This window comes from Knoellia altitudinis, assembly GCF_042666355.1.
GTDB classification, from domain to species: domain Bacteria; phylum Actinomycetota; class Actinomycetes; order Actinomycetales; family Dermatophilaceae; genus Knoellia; species Knoellia altitudinis.
Window position 1 is genome coordinate 2,956,953 of record NZ_JBHTDK010000001.1, and the last position, 20,255, is coordinate 2,977,207.

The 20,255-nt window shown below is 71.3% G+C and carries 18 protein-coding genes; 13 read left to right on the forward strand and 5 right to left on the reverse strand.

Annotated elements, in window-relative coordinates:
* Positions 1 to 2: 2 nt before the first annotated feature.
* Positions 3 to 236: an Lrp/AsnC ligand binding domain-containing protein gene (locus ACFQW8_RS13905; protein ID WP_009778184.1), complete on the reverse strand. Its 234-nt coding sequence runs from the start codon at positions 234 to 236 to the stop codon at positions 3 to 5.
* A 149-nt stretch (positions 237 to 385) separates the two neighbouring features.
* Between ACFQW8_RS13905 and thiL the strand changes: the two genes are divergently transcribed.
* Positions 386 to 1,426: a thiamine-phosphate kinase gene (gene thiL, locus ACFQW8_RS13910; protein ID WP_380088257.1), complete on the forward strand. Its 1,041-nt coding sequence runs from the start codon at positions 386 to 388 to the stop codon at positions 1,424 to 1,426.
* An 83-nt stretch (positions 1,427 to 1,509) separates the two neighbouring features.
* On the opposite strand, the gene rpmB is transcribed toward thiL, so the two are convergent.
* Positions 1,510 to 1,704, reverse strand: coding sequence for a 50S ribosomal protein L28 (gene rpmB / locus ACFQW8_RS13915; RefSeq protein ID WP_009778186.1), 195 nt, complete (start codon positions 1,702 to 1,704; stop codon positions 1,510 to 1,512).
* A gap of 165 nt (positions 1,705 to 1,869) precedes the next feature.
* Between rpmB and ACFQW8_RS13920 the strand changes: the two genes are divergently transcribed.
* Genes ACFQW8_RS13920 through coaD form a run of 4 tightly spaced genes read left to right on the forward strand, consistent with a single transcriptional unit; the run spans position 1,870 to position 7,566 of the window.
* The gene (locus tag ACFQW8_RS13920) at positions 1,870 to 3,582 is read left to right on the forward strand and encodes a DAK2 domain-containing protein (protein WP_380088258.1); all 1,713 of its coding nucleotides are present in this window, start codon (positions 1,870 to 1,872) and stop codon (positions 3,580 to 3,582) included.
* Positions 3,583 to 3,586: 4 nt separating this feature from the next.
* Positions 3,587 to 5,794 carry an ATP-dependent DNA helicase RecG gene (locus ACFQW8_RS13925; protein WP_380088259.1) on the forward strand — a complete coding sequence of 736 codons (2,208 nt, stop codon included), beginning with the start codon at positions 3,587 to 3,589 and terminating at the stop codon, positions 5,792 to 5,794.
* 7 nt (positions 5,795 to 5,801) lie between these two features.
* Complete coding sequence (rsmD, locus tag ACFQW8_RS13930; RefSeq protein ID WP_380088260.1) at positions 5,802 to 7,028, forward strand: 16S rRNA (guanine(966)-N(2))-methyltransferase RsmD; 1,227 nt, start codon at positions 5,802 to 5,804, stop codon at positions 7,026 to 7,028.
* Between the two features lie 34 nt (positions 7,029 to 7,062).
* On the forward strand, positions 7,063 to 7,566 hold the full coding sequence (coaD, locus tag ACFQW8_RS13935) for a pantetheine-phosphate adenylyltransferase (protein WP_380088262.1): 504 nt from the start codon (positions 7,063 to 7,065) through the stop codon (positions 7,564 to 7,566).
* 110 nt (positions 7,567 to 7,676) lie between these two features.
* On the opposite strand, the gene ACFQW8_RS13940 is transcribed toward coaD, so the two are convergent.
* Entirely contained in the window at positions 7,677 to 9,923 is a 2,247-nt protein-coding gene (locus ACFQW8_RS13940) for an LLM class flavin-dependent oxidoreductase (RefSeq protein WP_380088264.1), read from the reverse strand.
* A gap of 64 nt (positions 9,924 to 9,987) precedes the next feature.
* Here ACFQW8_RS13940 and ACFQW8_RS13945 point away from each other — a divergent pair, with 64 nt between their 5' ends.
* From ACFQW8_RS13945 to mutM, 5 genes are all read left to right on the forward strand, one after another.
* The gene (locus ACFQW8_RS13945) at positions 9,988 to 10,335 is read left to right on the forward strand and encodes a winged helix-turn-helix transcriptional regulator (protein ID WP_380088265.1); all 348 of its coding nucleotides are present in this window, start codon (positions 9,988 to 9,990) and stop codon (positions 10,333 to 10,335) included.
* 170 nt (positions 10,336 to 10,505) lie between these two features.
* Positions 10,506 to 11,087 carry a YceD family protein gene (locus tag ACFQW8_RS13950; protein WP_380088267.1) on the forward strand — a complete coding sequence of 194 codons (582 nt, stop codon included), beginning with the start codon at positions 10,506 to 10,508 and terminating at the stop codon, positions 11,085 to 11,087.
* A 1-nt stretch (position 11,088) separates the two neighbouring features.
* Positions 11,089 to 11,283 carry a 50S ribosomal protein L32 gene (rpmF, locus tag ACFQW8_RS13955; protein ID WP_056139918.1) on the forward strand — a complete coding sequence of 65 codons (195 nt, stop codon included), beginning with the start codon at positions 11,089 to 11,091 and terminating at the stop codon, positions 11,281 to 11,283.
* Positions 11,284 to 11,294: 11 nt separating this feature from the next.
* Positions 11,295 to 12,077: a ribonuclease III gene (rnc, locus tag ACFQW8_RS13960; protein WP_380088269.1), complete on the forward strand. Its 783-nt coding sequence runs from the start codon at positions 11,295 to 11,297 to the stop codon at positions 12,075 to 12,077.
* 3 nt (positions 12,078 to 12,080) lie between these two features.
* Positions 12,081 to 12,953, forward strand: a complete 873-nt coding sequence (gene mutM, locus ACFQW8_RS13965; protein ID WP_380088271.1) for a bifunctional DNA-formamidopyrimidine glycosylase/DNA-(apurinic or apyrimidinic site) lyase — start codon at positions 12,081 to 12,083, stop codon at positions 12,951 to 12,953.
* Between the two features lie 120 nt (positions 12,954 to 13,073).
* Here mutM and ACFQW8_RS13970 read toward each other — a convergent pair whose 3' ends face one another.
* Positions 13,074 to 15,023: an acyltransferase family protein gene (locus ACFQW8_RS13970; RefSeq protein ID WP_380088273.1), complete on the reverse strand. Its 1,950-nt coding sequence runs from the start codon at positions 15,021 to 15,023 to the stop codon at positions 13,074 to 13,076.
* 73 nt (positions 15,024 to 15,096) lie between these two features.
* Here ACFQW8_RS13970 and ACFQW8_RS13975 point away from each other — a divergent pair, with 73 nt between their 5' ends.
* The 3 genes from ACFQW8_RS13975 (at position 15,097) to smc (ending at position 19,489) form a co-directional block, all read left to right on the forward strand.
* Positions 15,097 to 15,420, forward strand: a complete 324-nt coding sequence (locus tag ACFQW8_RS13975) for an acylphosphatase (protein ID WP_380088275.1) — start codon at positions 15,097 to 15,099, stop codon at positions 15,418 to 15,420.
* Positions 15,421 to 15,507: 87 nt separating this feature from the next.
* On the forward strand, positions 15,508 to 15,795 hold the full coding sequence (locus ACFQW8_RS13980; protein WP_380088277.1) for a chorismate mutase: 288 nt from the start codon (positions 15,508 to 15,510) through the stop codon (positions 15,793 to 15,795).
* 127 nt (positions 15,796 to 15,922) lie between these two features.
* Entirely contained in the window at positions 15,923 to 19,489 is a 3,567-nt protein-coding gene (smc, locus tag ACFQW8_RS13985; protein WP_380088278.1) for a chromosome segregation protein SMC, read from the forward strand.
* 11 nt (positions 19,490 to 19,500) lie between these two features.
* Here smc and lepB read toward each other — a convergent pair whose 3' ends face one another.
* Positions 19,501 to 20,208 (reverse strand): signal peptidase I, encoded by a 708-nt coding sequence (gene lepB / locus ACFQW8_RS13990; protein ID WP_380088280.1) that lies wholly within the window; start codon positions 20,206 to 20,208, stop codon positions 19,501 to 19,503.
* Positions 20,209 to 20,255 lie beyond the last annotated feature (47 nt).

The following is a 20,255-nucleotide window of genomic DNA, read 5'->3' on the forward strand; positions in this document are numbered from 1 at the left end:
CGTCAGACGTGAACCACCGTGCAGGTGAGGGTGCGGGTGATGCCCTCGACCTCCTGGATCTTGGCGATGACGAGCTTGCCGAGCTCGTCGACCGTCTCGGCCTCAACCCGGGCGATGCAGTCGTACGGGCCGGTGACGTCCTCGGCGAGGGCCACTCCCGGGATCGCCGCGATCGCGGTCGCCACGGCTGCTGCGCGACCGACTTCGGTCTGAATCAGGATGTAGGCCTGGACCACTGGGTGTCACCTCACTGTCGGGGAGAGGCTCGGTGCGCCGGCTCCGTCTGAGTCCTGCTGGGTCTTGGTCGACCGTCGCCGAGGCGACGGTGGTCTGCACGGTACCGTGCGGACCGTCCGCAAGTCTCGGGTGGTCAGGAGGTGGGTTGGTGAGCGTGCACACGACGATCGGTTCGGTGAGCGAGTCCGAGCTGCTCGCCCGGATCATCCCGATGTTCGGTGAGAGCCCCTTCGCCAGTGTGGGGGTGCTCGTGCCGCCGGGCGACGACGCCGCCGTGCTCACCACCGGGGGCTCCGTGGTCGTCACCACCGACTCGATGGTGCGGGGGAGGGACTGGCGCGACGACTGGTCCAGCGGGCACGACGTCGGCGTCAAGGTCGTCGCGCAGAACGTCGCCGACGTCGCCGCCATGGGCGCGGTCCCGACCGGGCTGCTCGTGTCCGTGGCCGCCGACCCCGAGACCGACCTCGACTGGGTCATCGACCTCACGCGAGGCATCGCGGACGCCGCCGAGGACGCGGCGGCGCCCGTCGTCGGCGGTGACCTCTCCTCGGCGCCCGCCGGGACGGTCCTCGTGGCGGTGACGGCGTTCGGCGACCTCGAGGGTCGGGCGCCGGTGCTGCGCTCCGGCGCCCGACCCGGCGACGTCGTCGCGGTGTCGGGATCACTCGGCTGGTCCGGCGCCGGCCTCGCGCTCTACGAGTCGGGGACCCCGGACCCGATCGGGCACGGGGCCGACGGAGCGCACCTCGGGTCGCTGGAGCTGGCGACCTCTCTGCTCATGTGGTTCCACCGCTCGCCACGCCCGCCCTGGGAGGCCGGCCCCGTCGCCGCCGGGGCCGGCGCGACGTCGATGATCGACCTCTCCGACGGGCTCGTCCGCGATGGTGGACGGATCGCCACCGCGAGCGGCGTGGAGCTGGTCCTCGACGAGTCCGCGATGCGCGAGCACTTCCTCACGGGGCCGGTCGAGCTGGTCCTGGGCGGTGACGCCGGCTGGCGTCAGGTGCTGTCCGGGGGGGAGGAGCACTCGTTGCTCGCGACCTTCGCCCCAGGCTCCGTCCCGGACGATGCACGTGCCCCTTGGACCGTCATCGGCGTGGTCGCGCAGGCGGGACCGGAGGGGCCGCGGCTCACGGTCGGTGGAGCCGTCCCGAGCGTGACCGGCTGGGATCACTTCGCCGGCTGAGCGGCATACCGGAGCACGGCAGATGAGCATGCGAGAGGGCGCCGTCCGGGTGGACGGCGCCCTCTCGGGATACGACTAGGGGGTCAGCGCTTGACCTTGCCGGCCTTGAGGCAGGAGGTGCAGACGTTGAGACGCTTCGGGGTCACACCCTTGTCACCGACAAGAGCCTTCACGCGCTGGATGTTGGGGTTCCAGCGACGCTTGGTGCGGCGGTGCGAGTGCGAAATGCTGTGGCCGAAGCCGGGTCCCTTGCCGCAGACATCGCAGTTGGCAGCCACGGGTGGTCTCCTTGAGTCAGGTGTCGAACAAGACGACAGATCAGTCGTCTCAGGTCAGTGGATTCCGGTGCCCGCCCCGGAGGGGGCTCACGCGGAACCGTCAAAGCGTAGCCGAGTTCGGGTGTGGCTCCAAAACGCGTCGGGGGCGCCCGATAGCCTGCCATCGTGCCCCCCGTTCTCGATGCCGATGGAGCCCGTCTCTGGGGAGCGCTGACCCGTGCGGCCTTCGCCGCCCGACGCACCGAGATCGACGCCCTCAACGTCTATCCCGTCCCTGACGGGGACACCGGCACCAACCTCTATCTCACGATGGACACCGCCATCGACGAGCTCAAGCGGCTCCACTCGAGCCAAGGAGTGCTGGGGACGGCGTCGCTCGTGGTCGAGGCCCGGGACCTGTCCCGCGCGCTCCTGATGTCCGCGAGGGGCAACTCCGGCGTCATCGTGAGCCAGCTGGTCGCCGGCATGTGCGCCGTGGTCATCGAGGAGGAGCTCACGGAGGTCGACGGTGGCGCGCTGGCCCGGGCCGTGACCCGCGGCGCCGAGCTCGCCCGGGCAAGCGTCGCCCACCCTCAGGAGGGCACGATCCTCAGCGTCGCCGACGCGGCCGCCCAGGCGGCGCGCGAGGCGGCCGAAGCCGGGCTCGGGGCGGTGGACGTCGCGGGGGCGGCCGCCGCCGCTGCCGAGATGGCTCTCAACCGAACCCCGGAGCAGCTCCCCGTCCTCGCCCGGGCCGGCGTCGTCGACGCGGGTGGAGCCGGCTGCCTGCTCATGATCGAGGCCCTGCACCGTGTGCTCACGGGGGACTGGAGCGATGCCGGCCGGCTCCACCGCGCCAGCGACGACCTGGTGCCGCGCGCGTCGTGGACGGCCGATCCCGTCGCGGGCGGCGACCCGTCTGCGGCACCGCACGGTGGTGCAGCCGGGGGCGACCCGGCCTCCCTCGCCTTCGACGCGCCCACAGCCGCAGCCGGTGGTCCGGCCTTCGAGGTCATGTTCCTGCTCGACGACAGTGATGCCGGCCGGGTGGCGATGATGCGCACCGCCCTCGACGGCCTGGGTGACTCGCTGCTCGTCGTCGGCGGACCCGACCTCTGGAACGTCCACGTGCACGTCGACGACGTCGGTGCCGCCCTCGAGGCCGGGATCCTGGCCGGCCGGCCGCACCGGATCAAGGTCACCCACTTCGCCACCCAGATCGCCGCTCGCGAGCCCCAGCAGTTCGCGGTCATCGCGTGCGCCGCCGGACCCGGCATGGCCACGATCCTGGCCGAGGCCGGCGCCGTCGTCGTGCCCAGCTCACCCGGGGCGCGTGCCTCGGCGGGACAGCTGCTCGAGGCCATCCGGCGCTCGGGCGCCGCCTCGGTCGTCGTGCTGCCCAACGACAGGGACACCCTCATGGCGGCCGAGGTCGCCTGCCGGGCAGCCACGGACGACGGCGTCGTCACGGCGATCGTCCCAGCGCGCACGGCCGTCCAGGGCCTCGCCGCCCTCGCCGTCGTGGACTTCGACAAGGGGCTGCGCGAGAACGCCATCTCCATGACCAGCGCGGCCGTCGCCACCCGACACGGGGCCGTCTCGATCGCCTCCCGCGAGGTGCTCACCTGGGCCGGCTCCGTCTCGGTCGGCGACATCCTCGGCATCGTCAGCGGCGACGTCGCGCTCATCGGCGACAACCTCGCGGACACGGCCGGCGAGGTGCTCGACCGGCTGCTCTCGGGTGGTGGCGAGCTCGTCACCCTGGTGTCGGGCGCGGACGCCGACCCGGCCTTCATCGACGCCGTGGAGGAGCGCCTGGCCAAGGAGCACGCCGAGGTCGAGGTGGTCCGCATCGACGGCGGTCAGCAGGTCTACCCGCTGCTCGTGGGGGTGGAGTAGCCCGGTGTACGACGAGTCGACTCCGCTCACCAAGGTGCTGGACAAGCGGGAGGCGAAGAAGTTCAAGGACTCGCGCGAGATCGAGACCGTGCGCGACCTCCTCGCCTACTGGCCCCGGCGCTACCAGTCGCCCGAGAGCAATCTCGCAGCCGCCCGCCCCGGCTCCTACATCGTCGCTGTGGCAGAGGTGAAGTCGGCGACCACGCGCTCGATGAAGGCCCGTCGCGGACGCATGCTCCAGGCCGTCATCACCGACGGCTCCAAGGACCTCGAGATCACCTTCTTCTCGGCCCATGGGCACGAGGGCAAGCTTGTCCCCGGCACGCGGGCGCTGTTCGCGGGCAAGGTGTCCTCGTTCAACAACCGCCTCCAGCTGGCCCACCCCGGCTACTCGCTGCTCAGCGACTTCGACCGGGGAGAGCGACGGGGCCTCATCCCGATCTACAAGTCCGTCGGCAACCTCCACACGTGGACCGTGACCGAGTGCGTGCGCATGGTCCTCGACCTCCTCGACGAGAGCCCCGAGGCCATCCCCGAAGAGATCCTCGACCGTCGTGACCTCGTGGACAGGACGTCAGCCCTGCGCGGGATCCACACACCGGACTCACAGGCCGAGGTCGACGCGGCACGCAGGCGCATGTCCTACGAGGAGGCCCTCGTCCTCCAGGTCGCCCTTGCGCAGCGGCGGGCGCGGCAGGCGCAGGAGTCGACGCTCGCCCGAGTGCCCCGCCCCGGTGGCCTCCTCGACTCCTTCGACGACCGGTTGCCCTTCACCCTCACGGCGGGGCAGGTCGAGGTGGGCCGGACCCTCGCCGCCGAGATGGCCCGGGACGTCCCCATGCACCGACTCCTCCAGGGTGAGGTCGGCTCGGGCAAGACGGTCATCGCCGTCCGCGCCATGCTGGCCGCTGTCGACTCCGGCGGCCAGGCCGCGCTCCTCGCCCCCACCGAGGTCCTCGCCTCGCAGCACCATCGATCGATCACCGCCATGCTCGGCGACCTCGCCGAGGGCGGGATGCTGGGTGGCAGCGAGGTCGGGACGCGGGTCACGCTCCTCACCGGGAGCATGTCGACCCAGTCGCGCCGCAAGGCGATGCTCGACATCGCGAGCGGCGACGCAGGGATCGTCATCGGCACGCACGCCCTCATCCAGGAGCACGTCAGCTTCCAGGACCTCGCGCTCGTCGTTGTCGACGAGCAGCACCGCTTCGGCGTCGAGCAGCGAGATGCGCTGCGGGGCAAGGCCGCTCAGCCACCCCACGTCCTCGTCATGACGGCCACGCCCATCCCGCGCACCGTCGCGATGACGGTCTTCGGCGACATGGAGACCTCGACCCTGAGCGAGCTGCCCGCCGGGCGGGCCCCCATCACGACCCATGTCGTGCCCGAGGCCAAGCCGGGCTGGCTCCAGCGGACGTGGCAGCGCATCGCCGAAGAGGTCGCCCAGGGACGACAGGCCTACGTCGTCTGTCCCCGCATCGGCGACGACGACGAGCCGGACGAGGACGCCGAGATCTTCGCGCCGGAGGCCGCCTCCAGCGACCCGGACGGGGAGGGAGACGGAGAGGACGGCAACGGGGAGGACGCCCCGCCTCCTCGACCCCTCGCCTCGGTGCACCGCGTGCACGCCGACCTCGCGGCCAACCCGGTGCTCGAGGGACTGCGCATCGAGATCCTCCACGGGCGGTTGCCCGCAGAGGACAAGGACGCGATCATGCGTGACTTCGCCTCGGGCGACATCGACGTCCTCGTCTCGACGACGGTCATCGAGGTCGGTGTCGACGTCCCCAACGCGAGCGTCATGGTCGTCATGGACGCGGACCGCTTCGGGGTCTCGCAGCTGCACCAGCTCCGCGGTCGCGTCGGTCGTGGCGGACTGCCCGGTCTCTGCCTGCTGGTGCACTCGGGTGAGGGCGACGCCCCCCACGAGCGGCTCGAGGCGGTCGCCGGGACGACGGACGGCTTCGAGCTGGCCCGCATCGACCTTCGGCAACGGCGCGAGGGCGACATCCTGGGCTCCTCCCAGCACGGCAGGCGCACCCAGCTGCAGTTCCTCCACGTCCTAGAGGACGAGGAGCTCATCGTGTCCGCCCGCGAGGATGCCTTCGAGGTCGTCGCCGACGATCCCGACCTGTCGACCCACCCCCGGCTGGCCGAGCTCGTCCACGCCCGTGTCGATGCCGAGCAAGCGGCATACCTGGAACGAGGGTGAGGCACCCGTGACCAGACTCATCGCCGGCACGGCCGGCGGACGTTCGCTCAAGACTCCTCCCGGTCGCGGCACCCGCCCCACGAGCGACCGGGTCCGCGAGGCGCTCTTCTCCTCCCTCGAGGCGCGCGACGCGCTCTCGGGCGCGCGCGTCATGGACCTGTATGCCGGGTCCGGAGCCCTGGGTCTGGAGTCCGCCAGCCGTGGGGCTGCCGAGGTGACCCTGGTCGAGTCCGACCGGACCGCGGCATCGGTCATCCGTGCCAACGCCACCGGGCTGGGGCTGCGCGCGACGGTCCTCCCGATGACCGTGTCCTCATCGCTCGCGGGAGCTCCGCGCGAGCTCGACCTCGTCTTCCTCGACCCGCCGTACGACCTCCCCGAGGAGGCGCTCGCCACCGACCTCGCGACCTTGGTGACACGCGGCTGGCTGGCCGACGGAGCGCTCGTGGTCGTGGAACGGTCGAAGCGGTCGAGCGAGCCCACCTGGCCCGAGGGTCTCGAGCCGGAGCGGCTCAAGAAGTACGGCGAGACGGTCATCTGGTTCGCCATCCGCAGGGTCGTTAGCGACACGAACGGGCTTCCCGTCAGCGAGGATGCTGGCATGAGCGACTACGAGATCCCCCGTCCGACCAGTGGTGACGTCCTCGACCTCATCCTCGCCGACCACCGCCTCTTCGAGGATCTGATCCGGGAGTGCCGTCGCAACGACGCCGACCGCGGCTCGGCTCGCGAGGCGCTCGCCGAGATCCTCGTCGCGCACGGTGAAGCCGAGGAGGAGAAGGTCTATCCGAGCCTGCGCAAGAAGCGCGCGATCACGGCAGACGAGCAGGAGCACGGCGAGGAGGAGCACGCCGAGATCCACGAGGCCCTCATCGCCTTCCTGGAGGCCAAGGGCACCGACACGGAGAAGTACGACACAGCGCTGGAAGAGCTGGCGACCGTGGTGAACCACCACGCCAACGAGGAGGAGCAGACGATCCTCAACCCGGCGCGTGAAGAGGTCGCGGAGAGTGTCCGCGAGGAGCTCGGTCTCGCCTGGGCGACCCGCCGCAACGAGCTGCTGGACCAGGGCTGCGCCAGCCTCGAGCAGGTGCAGGCCCTGTTGCACCGCGCCGAGAAGGAAGGCGTGATCGCCGCTCCCGAGGCTCGGGACGAGGCCGACAAGATCAAGGACGAGGCCAAGGAGGAGGCGACGAAGGTCGAGGAGGCCTCCAAGGAGAAGGCCAAGGACTGAGGTCGTCCCGGCCAGGAACCGTAGGGTGGCGCAGGTGAGCGACCAGCAGATCAGGCGAGCCGTGTGCCCGGGGTCCTATGACCCCATCACCCTCGGACACGTCGACGTGCTCTTGCGCGCCGCCGCGCTCTATGACGAGGTCGTCGTCGCAGTGCTGCACAACCCGTCGAAGAGCGGGACCTTCGGCATCGACGAGCGCATCGGCTTCATCGAGCGCGCCCTCCCGGAGGCGGTTGCCGCGCGCGTGAGGATCGAGGCATTCGCGGGTCGCCTTCTCGTCGACGTCTGCCGAGACGTCGGCGCCGAGGTCGTCGTCAAGGGGCTGCGTGGGGGCACCGACTACGCCTACGAGCTGCCGATGGCGCTCATGAACCGCCATCTCACGGGTGTCGAGACCGTCTTCCTGCCAGGTGCTCCGGCGTTCGAGCACGTGTCGAGCTCGCTCGTCAAGGAGGTCGCGAGGTTCGGCGGCGACGTCTCCGGGCTCGTCCCGGACGAGGTCCGTGACGCACTCGCCGCCCTGCGCTCACCTTCCTGACCCATCCCGGACCCCCGCTCGGGTCGGCACAGGTGGTCCTGAAGGCGGGCAGGGTTGCGACACAACGCGAACGCGACGGGCGGCATACCAAGCCTTGGGGCTCGGACGGCTCAGGCGGCAGGCCCCTCCACGGCGTGGGTCGTCGGATCGATGAAGAAGTTGTCGCGGAACAGCCCGGTGGGGTCGTAACGACGTTTGAGGTCGCGCAGGCGGGCGAGGTGGGCGGCCGGGAAGACGCGTTCGAGCCACCGTGGTCCGGTGCCGGTCTCGAAGCTGAGGTAGCTGCCGGACAGGTGTGGCACGAGCCGTTCCCAAGCCGCGTCGAATGCCGGGCTGGCGCCGAAGCCGGAGAGTGAGAAGGCAGCGGTGCGGCCTGCGTACGCCGTGGCGCCGCTCGGCACGTCACTGACGGCCCCGCCGACCGCGCGGATCGAGAAGAAGTAGGACGTGCCCGCGTCGAGGAGTCCCTCGACCTCGGCGGCGAGCTCGGGGGAGAGGTGGTCGGCCAGGCCGGAGTGGGTGTGCGGTTCACCGCCGCCCTGCTGGGGCTCGTCGCTTCCCAACAGACCCATCACCTCGTCATAGGTCGTGAGCGCGACCTGCTGCTGGACCAGCGGCGCGATGTCGGCGATCGGCCGCAGGCGCGCGATGACGGTCTCAGGGTCGGCAGAGTCGACGACCAGCATGGCTCGGGCCATCCGCTGTCCGCCCTGCCGGGGGCCGAGGATCACCTGGCCGGTGACGCTGCGGTCAGCGGCCTCGATCTCCCGACCCCATCGCTGCAGAAAGGTCCCGGTGTCACTGGCATCGAAGGTGAGCTGGGCGAAGGCGATCGTGCCGACGCGGGCAGCGGTGAGGTCGAAGGCGGTCGCGATGCCGAAGTTCGCCCCGGCGCCGCGCACACCCCAGAACAGGTCGGGCTCCTGATGAGCGTCGGTGCGCACGAACCGGCCGTCGGCGAGGACCATCTCGACCGCGGTCACGTGGTCGATGGTCAGGCCGTGGCTGCGCGCAAACCAGCCCACACCCCCGGCAGTCGCGAGCCCGCCGACGCCCACGCCGCCGTAGTCGCCACTACTGATCGCGAGTCCGTACGGCGCGAGGGTACGAGCCACATCGACCCACCGCGCGCCGGGCCCGAGCCGGACGTGGCCCGAGTCGGGGTCGACCACCTCGACGGTGTCGAGGGCGCTGACGTCGATGACGAGCCCGCCGTGGTTCAGGGAGCGGCCGGAGATGCCATGCCCGGCGCTGAGGATGCCGAGCGGCAGTCCGCGGTGCTCACGAGCGACGGCGACCGCGGCCTGCACCTCGACGACGGTCCGCGGCCGAAGCACGAGACCGGGGGCGCCGCCACGCAGGTAGCTCGACGTGTAGCGCGGGTATGCCGGGTCGCCCGGCTCGACTGCGCGATCGGCCAGCTCCGGTGGCAGGTCGTCGTACCCGATGCCGGGGAGTCGCTTCGCCAGGGCCGAAGGGCGACGGGCCCGCCCGCGCTCACGCACCCCGGCGCTGGCGCGAGCTCCGGCGACCCGGTCGCGTACCTCGCTGGTCAGTGCGGCGAAGCGCCGCAGTCCGCCCTCGTCGTCGCCCATGACGATGAAGGTGCTGACGCCGTCCTCGACAGCGAGGCGCACCAGCTCGTCAGCGCCGGTGTCGGGCGTGACGTTGAGCAGACGGACGACCTCGGCGGGGTCCCGACCGGCCTTGCGGGCAGCCTCGTCGATCACTCGCATGCCGCGTTCGAGGTCCCCGGGCTGGAGGTACGGCATCGATGGCAGCCAACCGTCGGCCGAGCGGCCGATCAGGCGGAGCATCCTGGGCTTGAGCGCCCCGAGCCAGATGGGTACCTCGTGCCCTGGCGCCGGGCCCCGCTTGGCGCCGCGAACCCGGTGGTGAGTGCCATCGACGACGAAGACCGAACGGTCGGCGGTGTCCCAGACGCCACGGATGATCGCGATCGCCTCGGCCAACGCGTCCACCGACTCACCGGAGGTCAGGCGGTTCCCGCCGTAGGCCTCGATGGCATCCCAGAACCCGCCGGCGCCCAGCCCCAGAGCGATGCGGCCGCCGGAGAGCAGGTCGAGACTGGCCACCGACTTCGCCAGCACGGCAGGCGGGCGCAGGGGCAGGTTGTGCACGTTGCCGGCCAGGTGGATTCGCTCCGTGCGTGCGGCAGCGTAGGACATCAGCGTCCACGCGTCGAGGAACGTCGGCTGGTAGGGGTGGTCCTGAAACGTCGCCAGGTCGTAGCCGAGCTCCTCGCTGAGCAGGGTGAGCTCGACCGGCCTTCGGGGCGAGGTGGCCGTCGGGGTGATGAAGGATCCGAAGCGGAGAGGGTGACCGTAGTCGGGCATGTCACCAGCCTGCGCCGTTCGCCGGCGGCGTGCCAGTCCCAGGTAAGTGACTTACTATGAATAAGTGACCTCCCAGAAGCTTGCTTCGCACCGCTCAGCCCTGATCGATGACACCACCTGCCGAGAGGCCACGACGGGTCTTGAGTTCGTCGGCCGCCGCTGGACGGGTGCGATCATGCTGGCGCTCGGCCGTGGGGCGTCACGGTTCGCCGAGATCGAGGCGGCCGTCGACGGACTCTCCGCCCGCATGCTGACCGCCCGGCTACGCGAGCTCAAGGTCCACGGCGTCGTCGAGCGCGACGTGATCCCGACGACACCGGTCTCGGTGCGATACCGGCTGACCCCTCGCGGCCGCGAGCTCCTGGCAGCAATGCAGCCGCTGGTCGCGTACCACATGCGGTGGCGCGACTGACTGGACGATGTTCCCCGTGTGTCACGCAGTGGGTCAGCTCCGATCCGACGCCTCGAACGAGTCGCGGCCGGGGGTGCATTTGGGCTGGTGGTCCACCCTCCGGTACCTTTGATCTTCGGTCTGCGTCAGCCGTGACGACGGACCGAACCACTCGACCAAGGCATAGGGCAATGACTCGTCTCGATCCTCGGTCTCCTCTGGTGCTCGACACCAAGGAGGTCGGCCGGCGACCCGGCTCGATGACGGAGCTTGTCCGCGAGGTCGAGGCACCAGCCGAGTTCGGCACGGAGGTGCTGCGCGTCGCCGAGGGGGAACCCTTGGCAGTGGACGTGCGGCTCGAGTCCGTCGTCGAGGGCGTCCTGGTCACCGGTTCGGTTCGAGGCACGGCGACCGGCGCCTGCGTGCGGTGCCTGGATCCGATCAGCCACGATGTGTCTGGCAGGTTCCAGGAGCTGTTCGCCTACGCCGATCGCAACGCCCACCACCAAGAGGTGGGCGACGAAGAAGCAGCCGAGGAGTACCTCGTCGAGGACGGTCTGATCGACCTCGAAGCGGTGCTCCGGGACTCGGTGGTGCCCGCACTGCCGTTCCAGCCCGTGTGTCGTCCGGACTGCCCGGGGTTGTGTTCCGAATGTGGGATGCACCTCGCGGAGGACCCGGACCACGCACATGACGTGATCGACCCCAGGTGGGCGGCTCTCACGGACCTCGCGTCCGAGCCGTCCACGACACAGATATCAGATAGGACCTGACGTGGCTGTTCCGAAGCGGAAGACTTCGCGATCCAACACGCGCCACCGCCGTGCCAACTGGAAGGCCACGCCGGTCACCCTGACCGCATGCCCCCAGTGCAAGGCCCCGACGCAGCCGCACATCGCGTGCCCGTCGTGCGGAACCTACAACGGGCGCCACTACGGCGTGGCCGAGCGCACCGAGCACCAGGGCTGAGCCAACTCCTCATGGGGAGGGGCTCGAACGGCCCGGCGGCTCGCACGCCACAGCGCCCCGTCGCTGAGCTCCACCAGTACCTCACCGAGGTCACCGGTGGCGACATCGACGAGGCGCTTCTCGGGCGTTCCCTGACGCATCGCTCCTACGCCTACGAGGCCGGTGGGATCCCGCACAACGAGCGACTCGAGTTCCTCGGCGACTCGGTGCTCGGCCTCGTCGTCACGGACACGCTGTACACGACGCACCCCGACCTCACGGAGGGGCAGCTGGCCAAGCTCCGGGCCGCAGTGGTCAACATGCGCGCTCTCGCGGCGGTCGGCCGCACGCTGGGGTTGGGGGACTACCTCCACCTCGGGCGCGGCGAGGAGTCGACCGGGGGGCGCGACAAGGACTCGATCCTGGCCGACACCGTCGAGGCGGTCATCGGCGCGACCTTCTGCAGCGCCGGTCTCGAGGCGGCGGGTGCGCTGGTGCACCACCTCCTCGACCCGCTGATGGCGAGCTCGGCCACGTTGGGGGCCGGACTGGACTGGAAGACCAGCCTGCAGGAGATCTGTGCCCTGCACGGAGCCGGACCGGTGGAGTACGTCCTCGAGGAGGACGGCCCCGAGCACGCCAAGACCTTCAGCGCCCGCGTCCTTCTCGACGGGGTGGAGCACGGCAACGGTGTCGGCCGCACCAAGAAGGACGCCGAGCAGCAGGCCGCGGCCCAGGCATGGCAGGCCCTGCGCGACCGTCACGGTGACGGCCTGTCGACGGCACCCCTGCCCGACCTCACGCGACCCACCTGAGCCGTGCCGGAGCTGCCTGAGGTCGAGGTCGTCCGTCGCGGCCTCGCCGACCACGTCGTCGGCCGCCGCATCACGTCGGCCTCCTTCACCGGAGCGCGCGTGGCCCGGCGCCACGTCCCGGGGCCGGACGACCTGGCCGAGCGGGTGACCGGGCTCGACGTCACCCAGGCCCGGCGTCGCGGCAAGTACCTCTGGCTGGTCCTCTCTCAGGACGGGCACCCGGTGCACGGACTCATCGCTCATCTCGGGATGAGTGGACAGCTCCTCGTCGAGGCCGCCGAGGCCCCGGACGAGAAGCACCTGCACGCGCGCTTCACCTTCGCCGACGGGGATCCCGAGCTGCGGTTCGTCGACCAGCGCACGTTCGGTGGATTCGCCCTCGACGACCTGGAGGACGACGGGGTGCCGCACCAGATCCGGCACATCGCTCCCGACCCCTTCGAGGACGCCTATGACCAGACAGCCGTCGTGCGTCGGATCAAGACGAGCGACAGCGCGATCAAACGGATGATCCTGCACCAGGGCGTCGTGTCGGGCATCGGCAACATCTATGCCGACGAGGCCCTCTGGCGAGCCGGGATCCACGGGGAGCGTCCCTCGAGCAGCCTCACGAAGCCGGCGATCTCCCGAGTCCTCGACCACGCTCGTGAGGTCATGGCGGCTGCGCTCAGCCAGGGCGGGACGAGCTTCGACGCGCTGTACGTCAACGTCAACGGCGCCTCCGGCTACTTCGACCGGTCACTGCACGCCTACGGCCAGGAGGGTGAGCCGTGCGCGCGCTGTGGCACACCGATCCGGCGCGAGCACTTCATGAACCGGTCCTCGTTCTCGTGCCCTGCGTGCCAGCCCCGCCCTCGGCTCCGCCGCAGCGCCTGACGAGGTTGTCGCGGGTCCCAGGCCTGCTCCGTGCTCATCGAGATCGGGCGACGTGCTGCACAGACCCGTGATCCCGCGCGCTTCACCCGATCTCGACGCCGTGGCCGAAGCCGCACGGCGTCACGGCAGCGGGAGCTCCTTGAGCGGAACTGCCTTGCCCGTATGCCGTTCGCTGAGGTCCGCGAACGCCTGCTGGATCGTCCGGGCATACAGGTGGGCACCCTTGATGGAGGGATGCATGCCGTCGGACTGAAGCTGGCCGGTCGTGCCCTTGAGCGCAGCGTCCCAGTCGGCGAGCACGACGTTGTCGCGTCCGGCGACGAGCTCCTTGAGCGCTGTGTTGTCGGAGGCGATGCGGTTGATCCGTCCGTGGAGCGTGACGAGGACGACCATGCGGTCGGGGCCGAGTGCATCGAGGGTCAGACGGGCCTGCTCGAGGTCGGTGCCGGCGTTTGTGCCGAGCGCGAGGACGACGGCTCGCCGGGTGTCGGTGGCGCGGGCACGGACGACCTTGAGGCCCTCGGCCCACTGGCGGTTGGACCGGGCGTCCAGACGGATGCCGGGGAAGTAGTAGCGGAGGGCGTGGACGCTGCCGACCATCATCGAGTCCCCGTAGCCGTCGATCTCGGCGCCGGTCGGCATGGCCCAGGTCTGGGCGGCTCCCGGCGCCACGGGCGGCTTGGCCCCCGTCGATGCGCTCGAGGGAGAGCTCGACGGGGCAGCCGTCGGCGTGAGAGCGGGTGCGGCCGCCGTTGCGGCAGAGGCGTTGGCATCGAGGAGCTGCTCGACCCGGGTCCGGGTCGGTGCGGTGACCAGGACGGCGGTGAGGGCGATGACGAGGACGGCTGCGGAGGCCCACACCGCCCGGGCTGTGCGTGTGCCGGAGTAGCGGATCGACCGGACGAGGTGGCGCGCCGACCCACGGAAGCCGCGTCGGCGGACGGGCATCTCGATGAGCCGGTGGGACAGGTCGGCCAGGGCGACGGTGACGACCACACACCACAGCCGCGACCAGACATAGTCGTCCGCGCCGCGCACGGCCCACGGAAGGTCGGCCTCGACGATGAGGATGACCGGCCAGTGCCAGAGGTAGAGGCCGTAGGAGCGCTCACCGATCCAGCGCAGCACCGGCAGGTCGAGGACCGAGCGCAGGGGACCCGGCCGCTCGACGACACCGAGGACGAGGAGGGTGGTGGCCACGGACGCCGCGAGGATGCCGCCCCGGAAGGTCAGCGCCGTCGACTCGTCGAGGAGGACGAGCAGCGCCACGAGCAGGACGCCGGCACCAGCGACAGCCGGCACCCGCAGCCGTTGCCAGCTGTCCGACGAGGTCCAGGCGCGGTGAGGCGCCGCCCAGGCGAACGCGAGGGCCGCGCCCAGCATGAGGCCCATGAGGTGGGTGTCGGTGCCGTAGTAGACGCGGGTCGCACCCAGGGCCGGGTCGTAGTGGCTCGCCATGAGGACGGCCGAGCCGAGCGCGAGGGCCCCGGCCACGCCAGCACGGGCGCGAGACGATGGAGCAAACCGCAGCAGCGCCAGGGCGACGAGGGGCCACAGGAGGTAGAACTGCTCCTCGACCGCGAGCGACCACAAGTTCATGAGCAGCTGTGGCGCGGTGCTGTGGAAGTAGTCGGAGCCGGCCCGGATCTCCAGCCAGTTGCTCGTGAAGCTCAGGGCGCCGACGGACTGGCGGCCGATGCCGACGAGGAGGTCGGCCTCGACGAGCCGGGCGATGAGGATGACGCTCGGGACGAGGACGAGGAGGGCGGGCAGGAGGCGGCGGGCCCGCCTCGTCCAGAAACCGCGCAGGTCGATGCGTCCCTCACGCTGGTGCTCGCGCACGAGGAGGGTGGTGATGAGGAAGCCGGAGATCACGAAGAAGATGTCGACGCCGAGGAAGCCGCCTGGCAGCCACCGTGGGTCCAGGTGGAACGCGAGCACGGCGAGGATCGCGACGGCGCGCAGACCATCGAGCCCGGGCAGGCGACCTGCCGAGGGCGACGGTGTGCTGCGGGACGGGGCGCTCGTGTGGGTGGCCCCGGGCCGAGCGGAAGGGTTCCCCACGCTCATGACCACAGGCTATGGACGGGCACCGACAGGGTCAGGGAGGCGCGCTGGGGAGAGTCCGTCCTAGCATGCGGCCATGGAGACGAGCCTCGACCCCCGTGGGGAGGGACTCCAGCCCGTCCGCGTGACCGTCAACGTGCGCGGAGCGGTCCAGGGCGTGGGGTTCCGGTGGTGGACCAGGGCGCGCGCCCTCGAGCTCGGCATCGTCGGTCATGCCCGCAACACCGCCGACGGACGGGTGGAGGTCGTGGCCCAGGGCCCTCGTGGCGCCGTCGCCCGCTTCCTCGACCTCCTCGGCGAAGAGCCGTCGACGACCCACCGTCCCGGCAGGGTCGTCTCGGTGTCGACGGCGCTGGAGACCGCGCCCCGCCTCGACGTCACAGGCTTCGTCGAGAGGTGAGCGCGGGGTCCCACGGTCTGCGTGGGCCGGCATACCGGGTCGTGGGACGCACGGACCACGGTGGGTCGGCGTTCCTACGATGGGGGAATGAGCGACGTCCCCCCGGAGCTGGCCCGCCTGCGTTCGAGCATCGACAACATCGATGCGGCCCTCGTGCACCTCCTTGCCGAGCGCTTCAAGTGCACCCAGCAGGTCGGCGAGCTCAAGGCGACAGCGGGTATGCCGCCCGCCGACCCTGCGCGCGAGGAGCGGCAGATCACCCGGTTGCGTGGACTGGCGGACGAGAGCGGCCTCGACCCGGAGTTCGCCGAGAAGTTCATCAACTTCGTCATCGCCGAGGTCATCCACCACCACGTGTCGATCGCCAAGGGCTGAGCCCACCAGTCACTTCCGCCACTCGCGTCACGGGCAACGCAGGGAGGTTCCCGGTTCCCGGGTGGGGATTCGACCCGCCGGTACAGTGAGCGGTCACCGCAGCCCCCGAGGAACCGAGAGTCATCGCGTGTACGTCAAGAGCCTGACCCTCAAGGGGTTCAAGTCCTTCGCCTCGGCCACGACCATGCGCCTCGAACCCGGCATCACCTGCATCGTGGGCCCCAACGGATCCGGCAAGTCCAACGTCGTCGACGCCCTCGCCTGGGTCATGGGTGAGCAGGGCGCCAAGACCCTGCGCGGCGGCAAGATGGAGGACGTCATCTTCGCCGGCACCGCCGGCCGCCCACCGCTGGGTCGCGCCGAGGTCAGCCTCACGATCGACAACACCGACGGCGCGCTGCCGATCGACTACGCCGAGGTGACGATCACCCGGACGATGTTCCGCAACGGCGGTTCCGAGTACGCCATCAACGGCACGCCCAGCCGCCTGCTGGACATCCAGGAGCTGTTGTCCGACAGCGGTATCGGCCGCGAGATGCACGTCATCGTCGGCCAGGGCCAGCTCGACGCCGTGCTGCGAGCGACCCCGGAGGAGCGCCGCGGCTTCATCGAGGAGGCCGCCGGGGTCCTCAAGCACCGCAAGCGCAAGGAGCGCGCCCTCCGCAAGCTCGACGCGATGGAGGCCAACCTCACCCGCGTCCACGACCTCACCGGCGAGATCCGCCGCCAGCTCGGGCCCCTCGGACGTCAGGCCGAGGCCGCCCGCAAGGCCGCGGTCATCCAGGCCGAGGCCCGTGACGCGCGCCAGCGCCTCCTTGCCGACGACCTCGTCCAGCTCACCTCGACCCTCGAGCAGGAGGTCGCCGACGAGACCGCCCTCATCGAGCGGCGCACCATCGTCGAGAACGCCCTCGAGTCGCTGCGCTCGCGGATCACCGAGATCGAGCGCCAGGCCGCCGATGCCGCGCCCGAGCTCGGCCGATCGCAGGACCGCTTCGTCCGGCTCCAGTCCCTGCGGGACCGCCTCGAGTCGACGGCGTCCGTCGCCCGCGAGCGCGTGCGCCTGCTGAGCCAGGACGACGTGGACGAGGCCACGACCGGCCGTGACCCCGAGGAGCTGCGCGCCCAGGCCGCGCAGGCCCGCGAGGCGGAGCAGAAGCTCCTCGCCGAGGTCGCGACCGCGGCCGAGCAGCTCGCCGGCGCGGTGACGGCCCGTGAAGAGGCGGAGAAGGCGTATGCCGCGGAGCAGGACCGCCTGTCACGTCTCGCCCGTGCCGCGGCCGACCGGCGTGAAGGGCTGGCCAAGCTCGCCGGACAGGTCGGTGCGCGCCGCAGCCGCATCGAGGCCGGGGAGGCCGAGATCGGGCGGTTGCGCAGGGTGGTCGAGGCGTCCCAGACCCGAGCGACGGAGGCCGAGCGGGCCTTCGCCAGGCTCGAGGGCACGGTCGCCAACGACGAGGAGGGGGAGCAGGGGCTCGACAGCGCCTACGAGACCGCGGCTGAGGAGCTCGCCGAGATCGAGGCCCACATCGCCGCCCTCGAGAACGCCGAGCGCGAGGCCGAGCGCGACCGCTCGTCGGCCTCGGCCCGCGTCGAGGCCCTCGGGCTCAGCCTGCGTCGCAAGGACGGCGCCGCCGCGCTGCTCGCCGCCTCCGACGAGGAGCACGGCATCGTCGGCACGGTCGCCGCACTCCTCCAGGTGAGCGGCGGACACGAGGGCGCAGTGGCGGCGGCCCTCGGCTGGGCCTCCGAGGCGCTGGCCGTGGGCTCGGCGCAGCACGCCGCCCGGGCCGTCGACTCTTTACGACAGGACGACCAGGGCCAGGTGACGCTGCTCGTCGGCGAGACGGCCCGTTCGTCGGACCCCGCCACCTGGCCCGACCTCGACGGGTCCGGGGTGTGGGCCCGCGACGTCGTCTCCGCTCCTACCGACGTGCTGCCGGCAGTGGAGCAGCTCCTCGACCGCGTCGCCATCGTCGCCACCGCCGAGCACGCCCTCGCGCTCGTCGCCCGTGGCGAGGGCATCACCGCCGTCACCGAGGACGGAGACGTCTTCGCGCCCGGATGGGTCCGGGGCGGGTCGAGCAGCGGCGAGTCGCTCCTCGAGATCCAGTCGGCCCTCGAGGAGGCCCAGGCCGCCGTGGCCGCAGCGACGTCCAGGAACGAGCAGACCCGCTTCGCCCTGGCCACCGCGCGCGAGAAGTCCGCAGCGGTGACCGAGCGGGTCGAGGCCGCCCTCGAGGCCCTCCACGACAGCGACGCCCGCATGGCCGCCGTCGCCGAGCAGCTGGGCGGACTGCAGTCGACGATCCGCACGAGCCGCGCCGAGGTCGAGCGGACCGAGCGGACCATCGCCGACGCCGAGGCCGCCCTCGAGACCGACCGTCTCGAGCTCACGGCCCTGACGGCGAGGTTGGACGAGGCGAGCGCCGAGCCCACCGAGTCGGAGGAGCCCTCGACCGACGCGCGCGACGACCTCGAGCTGGCCGCGAGCCGGGCCCGCACGGCCGAGACCGAGCTCCGTCTCACCCTCCGCACCCGTGAGGAGCGCGCACGCTCCCTCAAGGGCCGCGCCGACTCGCTCGAGGGCGCCGCCCGCAACGAGATCCAGGCCCGCGAGAAGCTGCGGCAGCGCCAGGAGCGACGCCGCCGGGAGGTGACGATCGCCGACGCGGTGAGCCGCGCGGCGGCATACGCCACCGATCGCATGGCGAGCGCGCTGGGACGCGCAGGCCGGCTGCGCGAGGACGCCGAGCGGCAGCGCACCGAACGCGACACCGCCGTCCAGGCCCTGCGCACCGAGATGGCCACCCACCAGGACGAGCTGCGCGAGCTCACCGACTCGGCCCACCGCGACGAGGTCGCCCGCGCCCGCCAGCTCGCCCGCATCGAGCAGCTCCAGGCCAAGGCCGTCGAGGAGCTCGGTGTGGACCCCGACGTCCTCATGGAGGACTTCGGCCCGCACCAGCCCATCCCGTTCATCGCCGGTCCCGACCACGAGGGCGACCTGCCCATGCCGTCGGCGTTCGTGCGCGAGGAGCAGGAGAAGCGGCTGCGCCGGGCCGAGCGGGGCCTGTCGGCGCTCGGTCGGGTCAACCCGCTCGCCCTCGAGGAGTTCTCGGCCCTGGAGGAGCGCCACAGGTTCCTCACCGAGCAGCTCGAGGACCTCAAGAACTCCAAGCGCGACCTGCTCGACATCGTCAGGTCGGTCGACGAGCGGGTCGAGCAGGTCTTCACCGAGGCCTTCCACGACACGGCGGCCCAGTTCGAGCAGGTCTTCCAGAGGCTCTTCCCCGGAGGCGCCGGCCAGCTCGTCCTCACCGACCCGAGCGACATGCTGACGACCGGCATCGAGGTCGAGGCCCGCCCGCCGGGCAAGAAGGTCAAGCGCCTGTCCCTGCTCTCCGGAGGCGAGCGCTCGCTCGTCGCGGTCGCGATCCTCGTGGCGATCTTCAAGGCGCGACCCAGCCCCTTCTACATCATGGACGAGGTCGAGGCGGCACTCGACGACACCAACCTCGGCCGGCTCATCACGCTCTTCGAGGAGCTGCGCGACAGCAGCCAGCTCATCGTCATCACCCACCAGAAGAAGACGATGGAGATCGCCGACGCGCTCTATGGCGTGAGCATGCGTGGCGACGGGATCACGACGGTGGTGTCGCAGCGCATCCGCGACGTCGCCGCCAGCGCCTGACCCCAGGGACCTCAGTCGGCGTTGACGCGCCCGAAGGTGTCGAGCGGCCAGATCCGGAAGACGACCGGCCCCACGACGCGGTTCACCGGCACGAACCGGGCGCACCCCTGCGGGTCCGTGCCTCCGCGGCAGTTGACGACGGAGTCGGCCGACTGCGAGCGGTGGTCCCCGAGGACGAGGAGACGGTCGGCCGGCACCGTGATCTCCGGGAAGCACCGCGACGACCTGGGGGTCGACTCGCAGGTGAGGTCGGGGGCGTCGAACGTGTGGTCCTCGTGGACGTAGGGCTCGTCGAGCGGTTCGCCGCCGACGAGCACGCGGCCCTCGGCGTCGCAGCAGGACACGCGGTCGCCGGGCACCCCGATGACCCGCTTGACGGTGTATGCCGTGTTCGACGGCCCGATCCCGGTGAGGTCGCCGAACGCGCGCGCCGCCTTGACGACCGGGTTGCCGGCCTCCGGCAGGCGCGCCTCCTGCCAGGTGGCGCCGTGCGAGAACACGACGATGTCGCCGCGCTCCACGGACGGGTTGGTGCGGTTGACGATGATCCGGTCGCCGATGCGCAGGGTCTGCTCCATCGACTGGGACGGCACGCCGAAGGGCTTGACGACGAACGTCTGGACGAGGGCGACCGCGAGGATGGCCAGCAGGATCTCGAACCCCACCGGGAGCCTTCGGCGGGTCCGTCGAGGGGCCACATCCGAGGTCGTCGCGGTCACCCGCCAGACACTACGCGGCGGCACGCCGCGCAGGTGCCTCATCTCAC